The organism is Amycolatopsis vancoresmycina (genome assembly GCF_000716785.1).
GTDB lineage: Bacteria > Actinomycetota > Actinomycetes > Mycobacteriales > Pseudonocardiaceae > Amycolatopsis > Amycolatopsis vancoresmycina.
Genome location: NZ_JNYY01000004.1, coordinates 440,845 through 460,051 on the forward strand (window position 1 = coordinate 440,845; position 19,207 = coordinate 460,051).

Annotated in this window: 16 protein-coding genes and 1 pseudogene; 3 read left to right on the forward strand and 14 right to left on the reverse strand. The window is 69.3% G+C overall.

Features of this window, described 5'->3' with window-relative positions:
* The 5 genes from OO60_RS11830 to OO60_RS11850 form a co-directional block, all read right to left on the reverse strand.
* Positions 1-516, reverse strand: a complete 516-nt coding sequence (locus tag OO60_RS11830) for a roadblock/LC7 domain-containing protein (RefSeq protein ID WP_004560943.1) — start codon at positions 514-516, stop codon at positions 1-3.
* Positions 513-887 carry a hypothetical protein gene (locus OO60_RS11835; protein ID WP_004560942.1) on the reverse strand — a complete coding sequence of 125 codons (375 nt, stop codon included), beginning with the start codon at positions 885-887 and terminating at the stop codon, positions 513-515. Before OO60_RS11835 ends, OO60_RS11830 begins: the two co-directional genes overlap by 4 nt.
* Before the next feature lie 86 nt (positions 888-973).
* Positions 974-1,981 (reverse strand): ABC transporter ATP-binding protein, encoded by a 1,008-nt coding sequence (locus OO60_RS11840; protein ID WP_033261319.1) that lies wholly within the window; start codon positions 1,979-1,981, stop codon positions 974-976.
* Positions 1,981-3,627, reverse strand: coding sequence for an ABC transporter permease (locus OO60_RS11845; RefSeq protein WP_420835578.1), 1,647 nt, complete (start codon positions 3,625-3,627; stop codon positions 1,981-1,983). Before OO60_RS11845 ends, OO60_RS11840 begins: the two co-directional genes overlap by 1 nt.
* Positions 3,606-4,646 (reverse strand): thiamine ABC transporter substrate-binding protein, encoded by a 1,041-nt coding sequence (locus OO60_RS11850; RefSeq protein ID WP_004558839.1) that lies wholly within the window; start codon positions 4,644-4,646, stop codon positions 3,606-3,608. The genes OO60_RS11845 and OO60_RS11850 overlap by 22 nt, the downstream gene beginning before the upstream one ends.
* Positions 4,647-4,808: 162 nt before the next feature.
* Here OO60_RS11850 and OO60_RS11855 point away from each other — a divergent pair, with 162 nt between their 5' ends.
* Positions 4,809-5,084 (forward strand): 4a-hydroxytetrahydrobiopterin dehydratase, encoded by a 276-nt coding sequence (locus tag OO60_RS11855; protein ID WP_004558840.1) that lies wholly within the window; start codon positions 4,809-4,811, stop codon positions 5,082-5,084.
* Between the two features lie 369 nt (positions 5,085-5,453).
* On the opposite strand, the gene OO60_RS11860 is transcribed toward OO60_RS11855, so the two are convergent.
* The 6 genes and pseudogenes from OO60_RS11860 to ychF form a co-directional block, all read right to left on the reverse strand.
* A complete protein-coding gene (locus OO60_RS11860; RefSeq protein ID WP_004558841.1) occupies positions 5,454-5,786 on the reverse strand; it encodes a hypothetical protein in 333 nt (110 codons plus the stop codon).
* 2 nt (positions 5,787-5,788) lie between these two features.
* Positions 5,789-6,256, reverse strand: coding sequence for a hypothetical protein (locus tag OO60_RS11865; protein ID WP_004558842.1), 468 nt, complete (start codon positions 6,254-6,256; stop codon positions 5,789-5,791).
* Positions 6,256-6,843 carry a hypothetical protein gene (locus OO60_RS11870; RefSeq protein ID WP_004558843.1) on the reverse strand — a complete coding sequence of 196 codons (588 nt, stop codon included), beginning with the start codon at positions 6,841-6,843 and terminating at the stop codon, positions 6,256-6,258. The genes OO60_RS11865 and OO60_RS11870 overlap by 1 nt, the downstream gene beginning before the upstream one ends.
* Before the next feature lie 443 nt (positions 6,844-7,286).
* Complete coding sequence (locus OO60_RS46405) at positions 7,287-9,158, reverse strand: ATP-binding protein (protein ID WP_155849002.1); 1,872 nt, start codon at positions 9,156-9,158, stop codon at positions 7,287-7,289.
* 1,257 nt (positions 9,159-10,415) lie between these two features.
* Positions 10,416-10,784 (reverse strand): annotated as a pseudogene (locus tag OO60_RS47475) (helix-turn-helix domain-containing protein); the annotation flags it as partial.
* Positions 10,785-11,072: 288 nt separating this feature from the next.
* Positions 11,073-12,155 carry a redox-regulated ATPase YchF gene (gene ychF, locus OO60_RS11880; RefSeq protein WP_004558846.1) on the reverse strand — a complete coding sequence of 361 codons (1,083 nt, stop codon included), beginning with the start codon at positions 12,153-12,155 and terminating at the stop codon, positions 11,073-11,075.
* 90 nt (positions 12,156-12,245) lie between these two features.
* Here ychF and OO60_RS11885 point away from each other — a divergent pair, with 90 nt between their 5' ends.
* A complete protein-coding gene (locus OO60_RS11885; RefSeq protein WP_004558847.1) occupies positions 12,246-13,706 on the forward strand; it encodes a DNA-3-methyladenine glycosylase 2 family protein in 1,461 nt (486 codons plus the stop codon).
* On the opposite strand, the gene OO60_RS11890 is transcribed toward OO60_RS11885, so the two are convergent.
* The 3 genes from OO60_RS11890 to OO60_RS11900 are packed head-to-tail and all read right to left on the reverse strand — an operon-like array spanning position 13,632 to position 17,944.
* Complete coding sequence (locus OO60_RS11890; RefSeq protein ID WP_004558848.1) at positions 13,632-13,823, reverse strand: DUF1737 domain-containing protein; 192 nt, start codon at positions 13,821-13,823, stop codon at positions 13,632-13,634. The two genes, OO60_RS11885 and OO60_RS11890, sit on opposite strands and share 75 nt — an antisense overlap.
* A gap of 21 nt (positions 13,824-13,844) precedes the next feature.
* Entirely contained in the window at positions 13,845-16,796 is a 2,952-nt protein-coding gene (locus tag OO60_RS11895; protein ID WP_033261320.1) for an AAA family ATPase, read from the reverse strand.
* Positions 16,793-17,944 carry an exonuclease SbcCD subunit D gene (locus OO60_RS11900; protein ID WP_004558721.1) on the reverse strand — a complete coding sequence of 384 codons (1,152 nt, stop codon included), beginning with the start codon at positions 17,942-17,944 and terminating at the stop codon, positions 16,793-16,795. The genes OO60_RS11895 and OO60_RS11900 overlap by 4 nt, the downstream gene beginning before the upstream one ends.
* 217 nt (positions 17,945-18,161) lie before the next feature.
* Between OO60_RS11900 and OO60_RS11905 the strand changes: the two genes are divergently transcribed.
* Entirely contained in the window at positions 18,162-19,076 is a 915-nt protein-coding gene (locus OO60_RS11905; protein WP_004558722.1) for a DNA recombination protein RmuC, read from the forward strand.
* Positions 19,077-19,207: the final 131 nt, after the last annotated feature.

Consider the following 19,207-nt stretch of genomic DNA (forward strand, 5'->3'; position numbering starts at 1 on the left):
TCAGCGGTTCCCGTCGGCGGGTGCGATGTCACGGACACTGCGCACCCGCCGGTCGGCGACGGCCTCCTGGAACAGGGACAACGCCTGCCTCGCGGCGACGTTGAACAGCCCCATGGTCGTGTCCCGCTCGCCGAGCACGACCAGCAGGATGCCTTCCTTCGTGGTGAACACGCCGACGTGGCCGTACGCGCCTTCGAAGATGGCCGCCCGCGGGGCACCGACGCCGGCCCGGCCGGTGAACTGGACGGCCAGGCCCACCGCGGAGGCCGCCATCGCGGCGACGCTGTCGTCCTCGATGTCACGGGTGTCGCTGCACAGCAGCAGCCCGTCCCGGCTGGCCGCCAGCAGTCCCTTGACGTTCTTCCAGTCGATCCGGCCGCGGATGTCCCGCAGCGCCGCGCTCGTCCTGGCCGCGTCCTCGGGAGAAACCGCCGACGCCACCCTCCGCGCGTCCGGCACCACCGGCGTGCTCCCGCGTTTGGGCAGCGCGGCGCGTTCCGCGTGAGCTTCGCTCATACGACCAGATCGGCTTCGATGCGCTTGAGCTGGAGCCGCGCCATGGCCAGGTTCGCCCGTTCGCGGTCCAGCACCAGGTACAGGAACAGCGTCGAAGTGTCCCGCTTGGACGGTTCCATCAGCCGGATCAGGTGGTACTGGCGGCGCAGGGTGATCAGGATGTCCTCGATGTCGTCGTTGAGCTGCAGCGCGGCCATCACGCGCAGCTTCGAGCGCACGACCTCCGTGTTGCCCGCCGCCGCGACGTCCAGGTCCAGCCACTCACCGCCGCCCAGCGACCCCAGCGACATCCCGCTGTCGTAGTCGACCACCGCGGCCCCGACGGCGCCGGTGATGGTCATCGCTTCTTTCAACGCCGTGTCGATGTTCATCCAGAGGGCTCCTCGTTGATCAGCGTTCGGCCACTCTAGGCCGCGATCAGGAGGAGAACAGGCCCCGTTCGGAGTAATAAGCGCTTTCAGCCGACCAGCGCGACACCGTCCGCATCGAACACCAGCCGGACCGCGTCCCCGGCCCGCAGGTCCGCCGTGGCCGGGGCCACCGCGTCCACAGTGGAGTTTTCCAGCCGGACCACGAGCCGCACGTGCGCCCGCCGGTGCACCGCCGCCACCACCTCGCCGGGAACGCCTTCGGCGGCCGCCCGGAGCGCGTGGGGCCGCAGCCCGAGCCGCACCGGGCCGTCGCCGGCGTCCGGCAGGGCGAGCTCGCCCAGCGCGGTGCGGACCCGCCCGCCCGCGGCCACGCCGTCGGCGAACGTCGTCACGCCGAGGAAGCGCGCCACGTCGTCGTCCGCCGGGTTGCGCCACACCCGCCGGACCGCACCCTCCTGGCGGACCTCGCCGGTGTCGAGCACCGCGACCCGGTCCGCGAGGGTGAACGCCTCCTCCTGGTCGTGGGTGACCAGCAGGGTGGTGATCTTGCTGCGGCGCAACAGGTCGGCCAGGTCGATGGCCAGCTGCTCGCGCAACCCGGCGTCCAACCCGGACAGTGGCTCGTCGAGCAGCAGCAACCGCGGCTCCGGCGCCAGCGCCCTGGCCAGCGCCACCCGCTGCGCCTGGCCGCCGGACAGCTCGGTGACCCGCCGCCGCTCGAAGCCGGACAGGCCGACCAGCGCCAGCAGCTCCGCGACCCGCGGCGCCCACTCGCTGCGCGGAACGCCGTGCATCCGCAGGCCGAACGCGATGTTCGCGGCGACGTCGCGGTGGGCGAACAACTGACCGTCCTGGAACACCAGCCCGAACCCACGCCGGTGCACCGGCACCGCGCCGAGGTCCTCGCCGTCCCAGCTCACCGAACCGCGCGCCGACGGCTCCAGCCCGGTGATCGCGCGCAGCAGCGTCGACTTGCCCGAGCCCGACGGGCCGAGCAGCGCCAGCACCTCGCCGTCGGCGATGTCCAGCCGGACGTCGCGCACCGCCGCGAACGATCCGTAGTGGACGGTCAGGTCCCGCACCGACAGCGCCATCAGAACTCCCCCACCCCGCCGCGGGCGGCCCCGAGCCGGTCGATCAGCGCGACGGCCAGCACCGTCACGAGCATCAGCAGCGCACAGGCCGCGTACGCCATCTGGTTGTTCAGTTCCCCGGGACGCGCCATCAGCGTCGCGACGGCGACCGGCAGCGTCGGCGCCGACGGCCGGGCGAGGAAACTGGTCGCACCGAACTCGCCGAGCGCCACGACGAACCCGAACCCGGCCGCGGCGACCAGCGGCCGCAGGGTGAGCGGGAGGTCGATCTCGCGCCAGACGCGCAGCGGGCTCGCGCCGAGCGTCGACGCGGCCTGCCGCAGCCGGACGTCGACCGAGCGCAGCACCGGCAGCACCATCCGGACGACCAGCGGGATGATCACCAGCGCCTGGGCCAGCGGCACCAGGTACGGCGACGTCCGGAGGTCGCCGGGCAGCGCGTCGAGCGTGACGAGGTAGCCGAACCCGACGGTGACCGCGGAGACTCCGAGCGGCAGCATCAGCACGGCGTCCATCGTCTCGCCCAGCCCGCGCGCGGCTCTGGCCGGCGAGCGCCGCAGGGCCACGAGGACGACGGACGCGAGCACGCCGACGACCATCGCGAGCAGCGTCGCGTCGATCGCCACCTTTAGCGAGTTCAGCGCGGCGTCCCAACCGGACACCTGCAGCGCGCCCTTCTCGCCGGTGCCGGTCAGGGCCCGGTACCCGGCGAAGCTCCATCCGTCCTCTGTGGACAGCGATTCGGCGAGCAGCGCGACGATCGGCGTCACGAGCAGAGCCAGCACGACACCCGCGACACCGACGACCCACCACTCGCCGCCCTGCGGCCGCCGGGCCCGGATCGAGCCGATGCGGGCCGCGCTTTCCTTGCGCCGCCGGGCAAGCCCGCCGAGCACCAGCGCGGCGACCACGGCCGCGAACTGGATCAGCGAAAGCGCGGCCGCCCCCGAGAGGTCGAGGAGGTCCACCGTCCGCAGGTAGATTTCGGTTTCCAGGGTCCGGTACCGGGCGCCGCCGAGGATCAGCACGACGCCGAAACTGGTGGCGCAGAACAGGAACACCACGGCCGCGGCGGACGCGATGGCGGGCGCCAGCGCGGGCAGCGTCACCGACCGGAAGGCCCGCCACGGCGAGGCACCGAGCGCACGGGCGGCGTCGGTCGTCCGCGCGTCCAGCCGAGCCCACAGCCCGGCCACGGTCCGCGCGACGACGGCGACGTTGAAGAAGGCGTTGGCGAGCACGATCGGCAGCACACCGCCGTCCGGCCACAGCGCGCGGAACGCCAAGCCGACCACCACCGTCGGCAGCACGAACGGCACGAGCACCAGCGTCCGCACCAGGCCGACGCCGGGCAGCCGGACGCGCGCCAGCAGGAACGCCACCGGCAGCCCGGCCACCACCGCGACGGCCGTCGACGCGGCCGCGCTGCCGACGGTGAACCCGGCCAGCTGCCAGGTCCGCGGATCGCCGAGGACTTCGCCGAGGCCGCCCGCGGCGAACCCGCGGCCGACGATCGCGACGACCGGCCAGGCGAAGAAGACCACCAGGAACCCGATCGGGGCCAGGCCGAGCAGCGCCAGGCCGAGTCCGCGGGCGGTCCGCGGTGGCGCAGTGGCTTTCGTCGTCACTGCAGGAGCGTGCGCCATTCGCCGATCCACTTCTCGCGGCCCGCCTGCACCTGGTCCGCGGGCAGCGTCTGCGGCTTCTGCGGCAGCGGCGCGGCCTGCGCCCAGCCCCCGGGCAGGTCGACGCCCTGGCGGGCCGGGTAGACGTACATGTTCGCGGCGACCGTCGCCTGGAACTGCTGGGAGAGCAGGAAGTCGACGACCTTGTGCGCGTTGTCGGACTGCTTGCCGTTCGCCAGCACACCGGCGTACTCGACCTGCCGGTAGCAGGTGTCGAGCAGCGCCTTGGTGCGCGGCTTCCCGTCGTCGCCGACCTCGGCGGCGGGCGACGACGCGTACGAGACGACGATCGGCCGCGGCCCCTTGCCGGTCGAGCCGGAGAACTGCTTGGTGTAGGCCTCTTCCCAGCCGCTGACCACCTTGACGCCGTTGGCCTTCAGCTTCGTCCAGTAGTCCTTCCAGCCGGCCTCGCCGTACTTGGCGATGGTGCCGAGGAGGAACGCCAGGCCGGGCGACGCCGTCGCGGGGTCCTCCGCGACCAGGAGGTCCTTGTACTTCGGGTCGGCCAGGTCGTCGTAGGTCGACGGCGCCGGGATCCCCTTGGCGGTGAAGTAGTTCACGTCGACGTTGACGCAGACGTCGCCGACGTCGACCGCGGACAGCCGGTGTTCCGGGTCGACGGCGTAGCGCTGCGGCCCGCGGTCGGCCTCCGGGCTGGTGTACGGCTCGAAAACGCCCTCGCTGAGCGCGCGCGAAGCGAAGGTGGAGTCGACGCCGTACGCGACGTCGCCGATCGGGTTGGCCTTCGTCAGCACGAGCTTGTTGGTCAGCGATCCGGCGTCACCCTGCTTGAGCACGGAGATCTTGATGCCCGACTGCTTCTGGAAGGCGTCGAGCACGTCCGGCGGCGCCGAGAAGGAGTCGTGCGTCACGAGGGTGACGGTGGGCGTCTGCTGCGTGCCACCGGATCCGTCCGACAGCGAGCACCCAGCGGCGACCACGCCGACGACGGCGATGGCCGTCGCAGCCCTGCGTTTCATCTACCCTCCTGCACTTCGCCGGACGAGGAGGGGGAAGCCCTCCCTTCGCCGGCATGATCCGGTCAGGTGCGAACGGTCGCGGATACCCGCCTCTCAGCCCGGCACCCGCCGGACTCCCGTGGCAACCGTGCAGCGTAGTCCAGGACGCAGGACGATGGAGACATGACGGAAATCTTGAGCGACTCCGAGGCCGACGGACGGTTGCGCACGGGCTGGACGCGGTCCGGCGCGGTGATCTCCCGCGAGGTGGAACTGGCGAGCTTCCCCGAGGCGATCGAGGCGGTGAACCGGGTGGCGGAGCTCGCGGAGGCCGCCGACCACCACCCGGACATCGACATCCGCTGGCGAACGCTGACGTTCCGGCTCTCGACGCACTCGGCGGGCGGGCTGACGGCGAAGGACTTCGACCTGGCGGCGCAGATCGATTCGGTGCTGTGATCTCGGCTACGCTGAGTGCACCATAGCGCCGTTTCGACGTCTCTCGGTTACCGGAACCTTCGGGAGGGAGACGAGATGACTCAGGCAATCGTGGTCGGCACGGCAGCATTCGCAACGATGGTGGCGGCGGCCGGCGGGGTGCTCTGGTTCACCGCCCGCAACCGCCGTCACCTGGACGGCTGAGAGTTCGATCACAGCGGCTAACGCGGGGCATGATCAGCGCGCTGATCCTGCGGAAGTATCGGTTCGCCCGTAGGGAAACGCCCATGAACACCGCCCCCACCACCGCCCAGCGCGCCTGGATCAACGCCCTCGCCCCCGCGGTGGTGCTGATCGCGATCGCCCTGCTGGGCCTGCTCGGCTAGGTCGCTACAAGACGATCTTCCCGGCCGGCGGGAACTCGGCCGGGGGTTCGTCGGCCGTGGTCCAGTACTCGAGACACGACAACCGGCCGTCGTCGACGAACACGATAAGACCGCCGCCGGGTGCGTCGGCTTCGATCGCCACCGAGTTCTTGAGCGGCGCTGACGGTGTTGTTTCGTCCACCTCGAGGTCGATCGTGGGGCAGCCGCAGCCACAGCGGCTGGTCACCCGGGCCGTCGGCGCCTGCGCCCGCAGCTCCGCGGCGCCGGGGAAGTCCGCCGCGAGCAGCGTGTCCAGGGTCGTCCGCTCGTTCGGCGTGAGCGGGCGGGTGCCGGCCACGATCAGTACCGGGGCATGTTCGGGATGGCCTTCTCGGCCACCTCGATGAGCGCGAGCACCTTCGGCACGTCGGCCGCCACGTCCTCGGCGGTCATCGCCGGCGTCTCCGAAGATCGGTACGCGATTTCGTTGCGCCGGGCCCGCATCCGGTTGAAGGGCCGCAGGAGCGAGCCCAGCGGGGGATCCAGCTGGGCGAGGACCGCCTCGTAGACGGTCACGTGCCCGCCCCGGCTCGTCACCCGCAGGCCCTGGTTCTGCAGGACCGCCGCCAACGCCCGGCGCGCGCTGTCGTAGGCCAGCGTGTACGCGCCTTCGGGGTCGGTGTCCTGCAGCTGCCGCGCGGAAGCGAGGTGGGTGCGGGCTCGGACCAGCTCGGCCTCGGCCGCCTCCCGCGACGCCGGGACGTGCTCGATGGCACCGCGGGCGATGAAGGCGTCGATCCGGTCCCGCCCTTGGTTCCACTGGGGCATCAGGCCTCCTGGTCGAGGTTCAGCGGGGCCAGCGGACGTTCACGCACGCTGGTGAGGAACGGGTCGGCCGTGTCCGCCGCCCACGACTCGGGCGAGACCCGGTGGACGTTGACCTCGCGGCCCAGCCGCCGCGACACGCCCTCGGCCAGGTCGAAAAGGGCATCCGGATCGGGCGAGCCGACCACGAGAACGTCGACGTCCCCGGGCGGCGGCCCTGGTTCACCGCGGTAGCGCGCGGCCCAGGAGCCGTAGATGTAGGCCTCGCGCACGCCCGGCAGGTTTGACAGGGCCTCGGAGAGCAGCGGCAACGGCCCGAAGGTGACCGCCATGAGCTCGCTCAGCGGCCGGTAGAGCGGGGTGTCGATCCGGGCCTTGACGAGCCGGCTCCGGCCGACCCGCCGGTCTGCCAGGATGCCGCCCCCGACGAGCCGTTCGACCTCACGCAGGATGGCCGTCGGCGAGACACCGCAGGCTTCGGCAAGCTCGGTGATGCTGTACTCGCGCTCCGGGTGCAGCAGGAGGAGCGCGAGCAGCTCACCCTGCATGCGCGAGCGCAGCAGCGGCAGGAGACTCGGCGAAGCTTTCATTGAACGCAGCATATCCTGCGCCCAATGAAAACAACAGTCAGTAGTTGACGCTCACGAAGAGTGCGCCACACGTTGAAGCGGAACACCCGCCGGGTTACCTTCGGTAGCGGTCTAGTTGCTGAAGTTCTGACCAACAGCCCACCTGCCACCCGAACGCTTGCCAGTCATTCTCACCAAGTTGAGACGTCAGCGGACACCCCGACCAACGAATCGACACCAAATTTTGCTCGAGACGCGGGCGCTGCTAATGGCGCACAGCCCAGCCGCAGAGCGACCCGACAAAGCGATCCGCCCACCGACGACGCCCTCCAAACTTGCCCATGGTCTCGCGTGATAAACCACAAAGAGCAGTAGGTCTCGTTGCCCACACCCCTTCAGGCCGCCAGCACCACAGCGGCCACCTGCCAATCCGCCCCGCCTGATGGCGGCCGCGCATTAAGTGACTACTCGCCACCTTCGCGTATAAGTGTCAAAAAACCATTCTTGGGATTTTCGCGAACAGTCATGCCGGCCGGCAGCCCGGTTGCGTAATCCGGCTGCAGAGACTTACTAAAGTAGTAAATTCGCTGGGTTTTTTTGTCACGCAATGTAACCACTTTTGAGTTCAGAAAGAAAACCTCGCCGCGACTATTTGTATGTTCATAAGCGTCGTGCAAAAGAACATTTCTAGGGCCACCATTAACCAACTTCTCGAGGTCAAGCACTGGCGCCAGGCGTAACCGATCACGGAACTGGGTACCACTTAAATGAATAGTTGTCTTTGCCTTCCCCGACTGCCGATGAGTCCAAGTACCACCCTCGATATCTAACACCTGCAACCCACGCTGCAATCTCACGTCTGTGTACTCACTAAGAGCGAGCACATAGGCCTCGTACTTTGTGCCCGGCGAGTGCTTATCCGACAACGCAGGCTGAATCAGATGCGCGAACCTCAGGTCTACAAGTCGACTGAGAACCTCGTAACCAGGAATCATCTTCTGAGCGAAGTCGACACGAAAATAGGTGTAACCGACACCCTTAATGCTTTCAGACATTCGCTCAAGCGAATCCAGAAGCGTTGGACTCTCCGCCGAGGAAACGTCGAGTTCTAGATCCCTCTTCTTACTCCGTGCAGACAGGCCAGCTGCCCCAGCAACGTCCTCACGTCCGATTTCTCGCGCTTTCACTCGCTCTCTGGCGACAACAATGGAGTTACTGAAGAGGTTCAGGTAGTCGCGCGGAACACCACCCGAGGCCAACACTAGCCGGCCAAGCGACTCACTATTCGCGATCGCGCCGACTCCGCCCATACCAGCCGATGCCATGTAGTGTGAGAGAACCCTTTCAAGGAAACTCTGAGCCGCCTTAGGGTCCTCCAACGTAACATCTAAGTCAATTTTTGTCGCATCGTGCGGAACTTCCAGACCTACACGAGTCGACGGTTCATAGGGTCGGGTTAGCCGCTCGATACTGGCAAGCTTGATCCATCCGTTACAGTCACGAAGTAGCGCGGCAACAAGGTCAAGGAATTCGGCCTGAAGATGAGCAGAATAGAGATAAAAATCGTCGATATAGACGACTAATTGATGGAGGTCGTGACGAAGAACTCGCCGAAGATCGCCGTTGATGTCGGCGACCAAACCACTGACAATCCGCGACGATACCTCCTCACCGGCCCGAAGCAGTCGAACTCCCTGCAGACGCTCACGCAACTCTCCTACAATAGGCGCAATAGACGAGCCGACATGGCGAACGATCGTCTCAAGGATGGTCTCTGCTAGAAATAGAAACGCTTCCGACGCCGAAAAGCCCTTGAGAACCTGAGCATTTATCCAGGCCGTGATGTGACCGTCGCGCTCAGCCAACCGCTTGGACTCCACAAGAAGCGCAGTCTTTCCAACACCTCGGCGACCATACACAATCTGATGACGAGTTGCCGTCGCGGCAGCAAGGCTGGCGCGCGGGTCTTCAACATAGCGCAGGCTCGGCAAAGCGTCTGATGTACGCGATCGGGCTTCGAGGAGCTTTACTAATTGATCAACCTGGTGGCCCATCAGGCGACTCTTGTTCGCCTCTTCATCCTTGGCGCTGGATACTTCTTCAGCACTAATGTGCGCCCGAAATGTAACGGCGAACTCCGCACCATCGCCATCGACCAAGGTGTTGAGCTGACGCTCAATGTCACCCGCGGACAACTGCGCAGCAGCAAGGCTCACTGGGTCGACAAATATAATCAACCAACGCTCCTCTGGAAAGAAGCGTTCCTCTGTCCGATAGGCTTTTATGTCAAGATCTCGAAGAGCAGATTCCAAGATCGGTGCATAATCGGTGCTCATACGAGTCCCTGCGCTAGTGCGAAATCTTCCAAGTCGGCCACAAATTCCGATGCAGTTACCATTAGAGTCTGGGCGTCAGACGCCCAAAATTGCTCTACGAGAGGGTAGCACTCATAGTCTGCCTCGTTGCGCAATAGACGCGCGTCCGTCAGTTGAGCTTCGCGAAGCGATCTATGCGGTAGCACAGCTGGCAGATGACGGGCAAGCACATTGTGCCGCTGATGATCATCCCCCTTCGCGTCGGCGAAAACTATGGCTCGAGCCGTGTGATACATAGCGTAGTAGTGACGGCTTATCGACGCGCGATATGCCGCTTCTTGACACATACGGTCGCCAGCTCGTAGGTGATCTCCAGCCATGGCGAGACGGTCAGAGGCCACCTGTCTGATGGCATCGGCCACCGGAAACGGGTTACGAGCAGCGGACGAGGCGAGGCCTGCAAGCGCAGCACTCGTAGAGGTCGACAGATGCCGGAGCATCCCCTCAGCAACTGTCAGTACCGGCACTGCATCACCTTGCGCCGACCTCCGATGATCCACGAATGAGCTGAACATCACAGAATGCCACAGCTGGGCCGGTCGCCGCAAACGGAGGTAGCTTGACTACTACCCAGGGATCGTTCGGAGGCCACAGCTCGCCGCGCGATGACGACGCAGGCGGCATTGGACTAGCAGAGATCCCTTGAACCACGCGGCGTTGGGCCAGATGTACTGCGGCTTCTGGCCGTTGACACCCTGGGATAGGGGCTGGGTCTTCTGCGGTAATCTCTCATATGAGGTCTGGCTGGCCAGGCCGCCGTGCAGGGGCGGTGGTGGTTTTTAATAGTCCTCCCACTCTTTGAGCTTCTCGGTGGGAGGGCGCCGATGTCGCCGAGGACGACACCGTCGAGCAGGCGGTAGAACTCCTCGGCGTCGATGCGGTGCGAACGCTCGACTTTCCCGTTGAGCCGCGGCGTGGCGGGCCTGATGTAGACCATGGCCGATGCCCTGGTCGAGCAGGTGCCAGTGGAATGCGGACCGGACTCGGCGCCGTTGTCGGTCTGAATCTTGTCGACCTGGAACGGCAGCCGGGACAGCACCTAGTCCAGGACTAGATCGCGGTCTTCTGATCGGATCGAGGATAGATCCGCAGGATCCGCAGCCGGGTGCAGTCGTCGATCGCGGTGTACTGGTTGTACCGCTTCTTCCGGCCGGTCTCGGCGGTGATCGGCTCGACGAACTTGACGTCGATCTGCAGGTGTGGCCGGCGCGCTGCTTCTCATACCGCTTCCCACCGCTGCTGGTGACGTTTGTAGCGCTGCGACACCGGCAGCCGGCTCATGCCCAGGCGCTTGAGGATGCGATAGGTCGTCGAGTGACCGATCTCCTGGTCGTGGTAGCGGCGCAGGTACATCTCGATCCTCAGCGGGCCGAAGTGGTAGTGCTGCCGCAGTTGGACGATCTTCTCGACCACCTCAGGAGTAGTGATGGTCGGGCAGTGCAGCGGGGCGCTCGAGCGGTCCTTCAGCCCGGCGAGGCCCTTGTCCTCGTAGCGGCGTTTCCATCGGTAGAGCACGGTGCGGCTAATGCCGTAGTACCGGCAGGTCGCCGCGACGTTGCCGCTGGCTTCCTCGACGTGACGCAGGGCGGCTAGGCGCCGGTTCGCGCGCGCCTGACCAGTTCCTTCTCACTCCACACTCGCTCAATCATGGGCTCACTCGATCAGGAACCCAGACTGTCAACAACCTGTCAGTTTTGAAGGAACGTCTTGTCACGGTTCAGCGCTTGCTCGGGCACTCCAGCGCGTGGTCAAGTTCAACACATGCGCACGATGGCTCCCAGAATCGACTCGACACGGAGCGCAGCCATTGCTGAACAATGTCTTGACACCAATTGACGAAGGGCGACGCTGGCTAGATGCCGGAAATGCCCTCGCTCACACGTTGAAGCGGAACTCGACCACGTCGCCGTCGGCCATGACGTAGTCCTTGCCCTCCATGCGGACCTTGCCCGCCGCCCTGGCGGCTGCCATCGTGCCCGCCTCCATCAGGTCGTCGTACGAGACGATTTCCGCCTTGATGAAGCCGCGCTCGAAGTCCGTGTGGATCACGCCCGCCGCCTGGGGGGCCGTTGCGCCCTGGGGGATCGTCCACGCGCGGGACTCCTTCGGGCCCGCCGTCAGGTACGTCTGCAGGCCCAGCGTGTGGAAGCCCGCTCGGGCCAGCGAATACAGGCCCGGCTCCGGCTGGCCCACCGACTCCAGCAGCTCGCGCACCGACTCCTCGTCGTCCAGCTCCAGCAGCTCCGCCTCGACCTTCGCGTCCAGGAACACCGCGTCGGCCGGCGCGACCAGCTTCGTCAGCTCCTCGCGGCGGGCCTCGTCGGTCAGCACCGACTCGTCCGCGTTGAAGACGTATAGGAACGGCTTCGTCGTGAGCAGGCTCAGCTCGCGCAGCGCGTCGAAGTCGACTTCCTTCTGCGCCTGGAACAGCGTGCGCCCGGCGTCGAGGATTTCCTTCGCCTTCTGGGCGTTGTCGAGCGCGGGCTTGTTCTCCTTCTTCGTCCGCGCCTCCTTCTCCAGCCGCGGCAGCGCCTTGTCCAGGGTCTGCAGATCGGCGAGGATCAGCTCGGTGTTGATCGTCTCGATGTCGCTCGACGGGTCGATCCGGCCGTCGACGTGCACCACGTCGGGGTCGTCGAACACGCGGATGACCTGGCAGATCGCGTTGGCCTCGCGGATGTTCGCCAGGAACTTGTTGCCCAGCCCGGCGCCCTCGGACGCGCCCTTCACGATGCCCGCGATGTCCACAAAGGACACCACGGCGGGGACCGTCTTCTCCGACTTGTACAGCTCGGCCAGCTTGTCCAGCCGGGGGTCCGGCAGCGGCACGACACCGACGTTCGGCTCGATCGTCGCGAACGGGTAGTTCGCGGCGAGCACGTCGTTGCGGGTCAGCGCGTTGAACAGGGTGGACTTGCCGACGTTGGGCAGGCCGACGATACCGAGGGTGAGGCTCACGACCCCGCAGTCTACGTGGCTGCCCCGGCCGCGGCCCACGCACCCAACGCCGTGGCGGATTTCCGCCAGCGACCGCGCTGACCTGCTGCCATGCTCGGGTGCATGGTCACCGAAACGCTCTCGCTCTGGCGCGACGCCGAACGCTGCTACCGCGTGGTCACCGCCCGCGACTCGCGCTTCGACGGCCAGTTCATCATGGCCGTCCGCACCACCGGGATCTACTGCCGCCCGTCGTGCCCGGCGTCGACGCCGAAGGCGCAGAACGTCCGTTTCTTCCCGACGTCGGCGGCCGCGCAGGCAAACGGCTTCCGCGCCTGCCGCCGCTGCCTGCCGGACGCCGTGCCCGGCTCGCCGGACTGGAACGTGCGCGCCGACCTGGCCGCGCGGGCGATGCGCCTGATCTCCGACGGGACCGTGGAGCGCGAAGGCGTCCCCGGCCTCGCGCGGCGGCTCGGCTACTCGGAACGCCAGCTCGGCCGGGTCCTCACCGCCGAGCTGGGCGCGGGCCCGCTGGCCCTGGCCCGGGCGCACCGCGCGCACTCGGCGCGGCTGCTCATCGAGATGTCCGAGCTGCCGCTGACGGACGTCGCCTTCGCGGCGGGCTTCTCCAGCGTGCGGCAGTTCAACGAAACGATCCGCGAAGTGTTCGCGACGACGCCTTCGCAGCTTCGCGCCTTCGCTGCTTCACGACGGGGACGGCAGAGCGACGTGACCGGCACCCGGCTCAGCCTGCGGTTGCCGTTCCGGCCGCCCTTCGACGCTTCGGGATTGCTTCGCTTCTTCGCGGACAACGCGATTCCGGACGTCGAGGAAGTCACTTCGGAGTCCTACGCGCGCACGCTGCGGCTCGCGCACGGCACCGGGGTCGTGCGCCTGACGCCGTCGCCGGACCACGTGCGGTGCGAGCTGATGCTCACCGACCTGCGCGACCTCGGCAGCGCGGTCAGCCGCGTGCGCCGGCTGCTCGACCTGGACGCCGACCCCGCTGCCGTCACCCGCGTTCTCGGCGCCGATCCGGCGCTGGCGCCGCTGGTCGCGGCCGTGCCGGGGATCCGGGTGCCGGGTGCGGTGGACGGCGAGGAGCTGCTGCTCCGCGCCCTGCTGCGCGAGCTGCCACCGGGCGAGGAGGTGCCCGGCGAGTGGGGCGTGACCAGGCTCTTCCCCACCGCGGCCCAGGTCGCGACGGCCGGGCTCGGCGAAACCGTCACCGCTGTCGCCGCTGCCCTGGCCGAAGGACGCCTGGACGTCCACGTCGGCCGGGAGGCGGCCGAACTGCGCGCCGAACTGCTGGCGTACGTCGACCCGTCGACGGCGGACTACGTGCTGATGCGCGTCCTCGGTGCCCCGGACGCCCTGCTCACCGGCGACCCCGAGGTCCGCCGCGGCGCCGAAGCGCTGGGGATCCCGGCGGAGTCGCTGAGCGAGCGGGCCCGGGCGTGGACGCCGTGGTGTTCCTACGCCGGGATGTACCTCCGGTCAGCCCTGTTCGCCCTGCCACAGCACGGCCTGGGCGACGATGACCTGGTCGCCGTCGAACGTCGCCGCCGGTGAGCCGTACAGGCGGTAGCCCATCTCCAGGGCCTCGCTGACCCGGTGGCAGAACTTGGCGTCGTCCGGGCCGGTCAGGATGCGGTAGCGGGGCAAGCCGTTCGGCGGCTGGTCGGTCATGCCGTCATCTTGTCGAAGTCGTCAGCCGGCGCGCACCTCCAGTGTCGAGCCCGTGCGGGACTTGCGGACCCGCAGCCGGGTCGGGATGCGCTGCCGCAGCTCCTCGACGTGCGACACCAGCCCGACCACCCGGCCGCCGGCCCGCAGCTCGTCGAGGATGTTCATCACGACGTCGAGCGTTTCGGCGTCCAGCGTGCCGAAGCCCTCGTCGACGAACAGGGTGTCCAGCAGCGCGCCGCCGGTCTCCCCCGCCACGACGTCGGCCAGCCCCAGCGCGAGGGCCAGCGACGCGAGGAACGACTCGCCGCCGGACAGCGTCTTCGCCGGGCGGATGGTGCCCGAGTAGTCGTCCAGGACGTCGATGCCGAGCCCGCCGCGGGTGCCGCGCGCCCCGGCCGCGTCCGAGTGCACGAAGGAGTAGCGGCCCTGGCTCATCGTGCGCAGCCGGTGTGTGGCGGCGACGGCGACTTCTTCCAGCCGGGCCGCCAGCACGTACGAGCGCAGTGACATCTTGCGGCTGTTCTGCCCGCGCCCGTTGACGACCTCCGCGAGCGCCCGCAGCTCGGCGTACTCCGCCTCGGCCGGCGCGAGCCCGGCGAGCGTCTCACGCAGGCGTGCTGCCAGCCGGGTCAGTTCCTCGTGCTGCGCGGTGGCCACCCGCAGCGCCGCGTACGCGGAATCGGCGCGCGCCCGGGCCAGCTGGGCCGCGTCGGCCGCGCGTCCGACGTCCGCGACGTCGTCCGGCGAGATCCCGAACAGGTCCGGCTCGGCGAGCAGGGCCCGCGCGCCGGCGGCGGCCGCCTCGGCCTCGGCGATGCCCTGTTCGAGCTTCTCGATCTGCTCGTCCGGCAGCATCGCGGCCCTGGCCTTCTTCAGCGACGTGAACCCCTTCGCCGCAACTGCCGCCTCGACCAGCGTTTTCTGCTGGGCGACCCGGTCACGGGCGCCCACGACCGCCGTCCGCGCCTCCGCGACGGCTTCCAGGGCCTCGGCCAGGCCGAGGAGGTGCGTCCGCCGCGCGCCGACGTCCGCGAACTCACCCCGGCCCGCCACCAGCCGTCGCTCGCGCTCGGCCAGCCGTTCTTCCAGCGCCCGGACGTCGGTCGCGGCTTCGGTCGCCGCCTGTTCGGCCCGGCGGAGACGTTCGGTTCGCGCTTCCAGGTCGCGCTCCAGCAGGACGACCTGTTGTCCCAGTTTGGCCTTCGCGGCGGCCTGCCTTGTCAGCACGGCCACCGTTGCGCGGGCTTCGGCCAGCTCCGCGGTGATCGACTCGGCGGTGCGCCCGGCGAGCCGTTCGACCAGCCCGGCCAGCCGGGCCTTCGCCTCTTCCAGCGCGACGACGACCCGCTGGCGCACCGCGTCCGCCGCCTGTTCGGCCTCTTCGGCCGCGCGTTCCTCGGCCGGGTCGACCAGCTCGACGTCCCGGGTCGCCTTCGCCGGGTGCTCGGCCGACCCGCACACCGGGCACGGCGCGCCGTCGGGCAGCGCGGCGGCCAGCTCGGCCGCCATCCCGTCGAGCCGCCGCTCACGCAGGTCGAGCCGCCGCTGCCGGGCCGCCTGGTGCGCGTCGACGACCTCGCGCAGCTTCGCCTCGCCCCGCTGGACCTTCGCCTGGGCCTCGGGCAGCTCGGCCGCGTCCTTGGCGAAGGCCCGCACCTCGTCGACCTTCGCCTTGGCGCCGTCGAGCTTCGCTTCGGCTTCGGCCGCTTCGAGGGCGTCCGCGCGGAGTTTCGCCAGCTGGCCGGGGAACGCGGCCAGCTCGGCGGTCAGGGCTTCGGCCTGCTGTTGCGCTGTCACGGCGGCGAGCTTCCGGTCGTCCCGCCGCATGACGTCGAGCGCCTGCTGCTCGGCCTCGGCGACCAGCTCCGCGACCGCACCCGCCTCCTCGCGCGCGGCGGCCGCGCGCGCCTTGAGGTCGCCGGTCGCGCGCGTGCCGAACTCCCGCAGCCGGGCGCCGCGGGCCTTCTCCGCCTGCTCCGCCTCGGTCAGTTCGGCGGTCCGCCGGTCGAGCAGGTCCGCCTCGACGGCGACCCCGGCCGCCCGGCGGGCGGCCGCGACCTCCTGCGCCCACTCCGCGCGCTGCGGCGCCTGTTCGGTGATTTCGAGCAGGCGCAGGTGTGCGGTGCGGACGCGGCGGATCTTCTCGGCGCCCGCGCGTTCTTCCTGCAGGTACGCGTCCGCCCGCTGCGCGGCCGAGCGCGCCCGTTCCTCTTCCGCTGTCACCTGCGTGACGCGTTCCCGCGCCTCGGCGAGCACGGCGTCGACCCACTCGGGCACGTCCTGTTCGGGGACCTCCCGCTGCGCTTCCTGCGCGTACCGGGCCAGCAGCTCGCGCACGTCCCGCTGCCGCGTTTCCAGCTGACGGCCGCGCTCGGCACGCAGGTCGGCGAACCAGCGTTCGACGTCGGCGAAGCGCTCGGTGCCGAACAGCCGCTCCAGGAGCTTCTCGCGCTCGGCGGTGTCCGAGCGCAGGAAGCGGGCGAACTCGCCCTGCGGCAGCAGCACCACCTGGAAGAACTGGGCCGCGGTCATGCCGAGCAGCCGCTCGACCGTGCGCGCGACCTCCTCGATCCGGATCAGCCCTTCCGGCGCGAGCCCGGCGGGCGCGGCGCCGATCCAGCTCAGCGACACCCGGGCCTGCTGGGTGGTCGTGCCCTCGCCGCGCCGCTTCGGCCGCTGGTACTCCGGGTTGCGCACGATCTTCAGCCGGTGCCGCTGCACGGTGAGCTCCAGCGCGACCTCGGTGACCTGGTCGGGCTCGGCGAGGTCGCAGCGCAGCCGCTTGGCTTCGTTGCGGGCGCCCGGGACCACGCCGAACAACGCGAACGCGATCGCGTCGAGCAGCGTCGTCTTGCCCGCGCCGGTTTCGCCGTGCAGGAGGAAGAGACCGTCGGCGCCGAGCACGTCGAAGTCGACCACTTCGCGTGCGCAGTACGGCCCGAAGGCTTCGACCTCCAGCCTGTGCAGCCTCATTTCGCGAGGGCCCCCCGGTCGGCCGCTTCCAGGGCCTGGAACAGGAGCAGCTCTTCGCGCTCGGTCGGCGGGGCGCCTCGGCAGTCGTCGAGGAAGCTGCGCGAGACCTCGATGTCGGACCGGCCGCGGACGGCCTCGGCGTAGCGCAGCGGGGCGCCGGCGTGGCCGCCCGCGGGCTCCCACTCCAGGTGCACCGCGTACGGGAACCGCTCGCGCAGCCGCCGCATCGCGTCCACCGGGCGCACCCGGTCGGTGACCGTGACCGAGAGGAAGTGGCCGAGGTGGACGTCGTGTTCCGGATTGGCGAGGAGGTCCTCGATCTCGCCTTCCAGGGTGGCGAGGGCTCGCGGAACGGGCAGCTCGTGCCGCCGGACCTCGCGCAGGCCGTGCTCGTCGAAGTCGACCAGCCAGACGGATTTGCGTTGCCGCGCCTCGGAAAACGAGTACGCCAGCGGGCTGCCGGAGTAGCGCAGGTGCTCGGCGAGCGTCTGCGGGCCGTGGAGGTGGCCGAGTGCGACGTAGTCGACGCCGTCGAAGACCGAGCCCGGGACCTGCTCGACCCCGCCGACCGCGATGGTCCGTTCGCTGTCGGCCGGTTCGCCGCCGGTGACGAACGCGTGCGCGAGCACCAGGGACCGCGCGCCCGGCCGGGTTTCGAGGTCCGCGCGGATCCGGCGCATGGCCTCGGTGAGCACGCCGGTGTGGCCGCGCGCCTCCGGCACGCCGAGGGCGTGCCGCGCGGGTTCCGGTTCCAGGTAAGGGATTCCGTAGACGGCGACCGAGCCGCCGGCGTCCTCGAACAGCACCGGTTCGGCCAGGCCGGCGACGGTGGTGCGCAGGTGCAGGCCGCCCGCCGCGGCGAACTCCGCGAAGGCGCCGAGGCGGGGCGCCGAGTCGTGGTTTCCCGGCGTGACGACCAGTTGCGCGCCCGCCGCGCGGATCCGGGCGACGGCTTTCGTGGCCACCCGCACGGCTTCGGCGGAGGGCACCGCGCGGTCGTAGATGTCCCCTGCCACCAGGACGGCGTCGATCGCCTCGCCGGCCACCAGGTCGGCGAGGTGCCCGAGCACCGCTTCTTGTTCCGCGAGCAGGTCGGCGCCGTGGAAGGTGCGGCCGACGTGCCAGTCGGAGGTGTGCAGGAATCTCACGCAGGCCAAGGTACGACCCGGCTCCGACGAAATCGCGCAGGCACGCCGCCGTCTCACTCGAACGTGTGTACTAACCCGAGCGTGCCGGATCGGACACGCCCTGCCGCGAATCGATGTGTTCGCAGGTCAGCTACCCAGAGCGACGGTTCGGGTGCGGTTTTTGTCGGTGGTGTCCGCCATGATGTCTGCGAGCCGGAGTTCGGATGGAGGAGGCGAAATGGCGACAGTGCTGACGACGGCGGCGATCGTGCTGGCGGTCCTGCTGCTGTTCGCCGTCGCGCTGTTGTGGCGGCTGTACCAGGACGGGATGCGCCGGGCGGACGCGGCGGCCCGGCTGGTGGCGGCCGAGCGGGCCAAGGCGGACCAGCAGCAGCTGGCCCTGCGGCGCTACGAGGTCGCGTTCGCCTCGATCAGCGGGCGCGGCGAGCTGGGCGAGCAGGTGCTGGTCGAGACGGCGCGCGCACTCGGGCTGCGCGAGGACCTGCACTTCACGCTGCAGACGGACCTGGGTGGCGGCGGCTCGGCGAAACCGGACATGGTGCTGCGCGTGGGCGGCGACCGCACGGTCCCGGTGGACGCGAAGGCGAGCATGGCGACGTGGTCCGAGGCGGTGGAGACGGACGACCCGGACGAGCGCCTGGACGCGTTGCGCGCGCACGTGCGGCAGATCCGCTCACGCGCGGCGGAGCTGGCGGGCAAGGGCTACCAGCGCTGGGCGGACGCGATCTACGGAACGATCATGTTCGTCCCCTCGGACGCGGCGGTGGTCGCGGCGCTGGACACGGACCCGGAGCTGCTGCGCTGGCTGATCGACCGCCGGGTGTTCCTGTGCGGCCCGACGGGCTTCGGGGTACTGGCCTCGGCGGCGCTGTTCGCGGCGAGCGACCGCACGCTGGAGGCGGACGTGGAGCAGGTGCGAGCGGGAGCAGCGGCGGCCCACCGGGCGGCGGGTGGCGCGGTGGAGGCGTTGAACCTGACCAGCACGCATTTGCAGCGGTTCCTGTCGGCGCGGCGGCGGGAGCTGGAGGCGCTGGAGACGTTCCGGGCGACGGTGGCGCCGCTGACCGAGGCGTCGGGGAGCCCGGCGGCTCTGCCTGCGGTGCGGAAGGGGGACGAACTGGCGGCGAGTTGAGGACGGGCCGGGCTGGTCCGAGGCCGGGCTGGTCCGAGGCCAGGTTGGGCCGGGGCCAGGTTGGGCCGGGGCCAGGTTGGGCCGGGGCCAGGTTGGGCCGGGGCCAGGTTGGGCCGGGGCCAGGTTGGGCC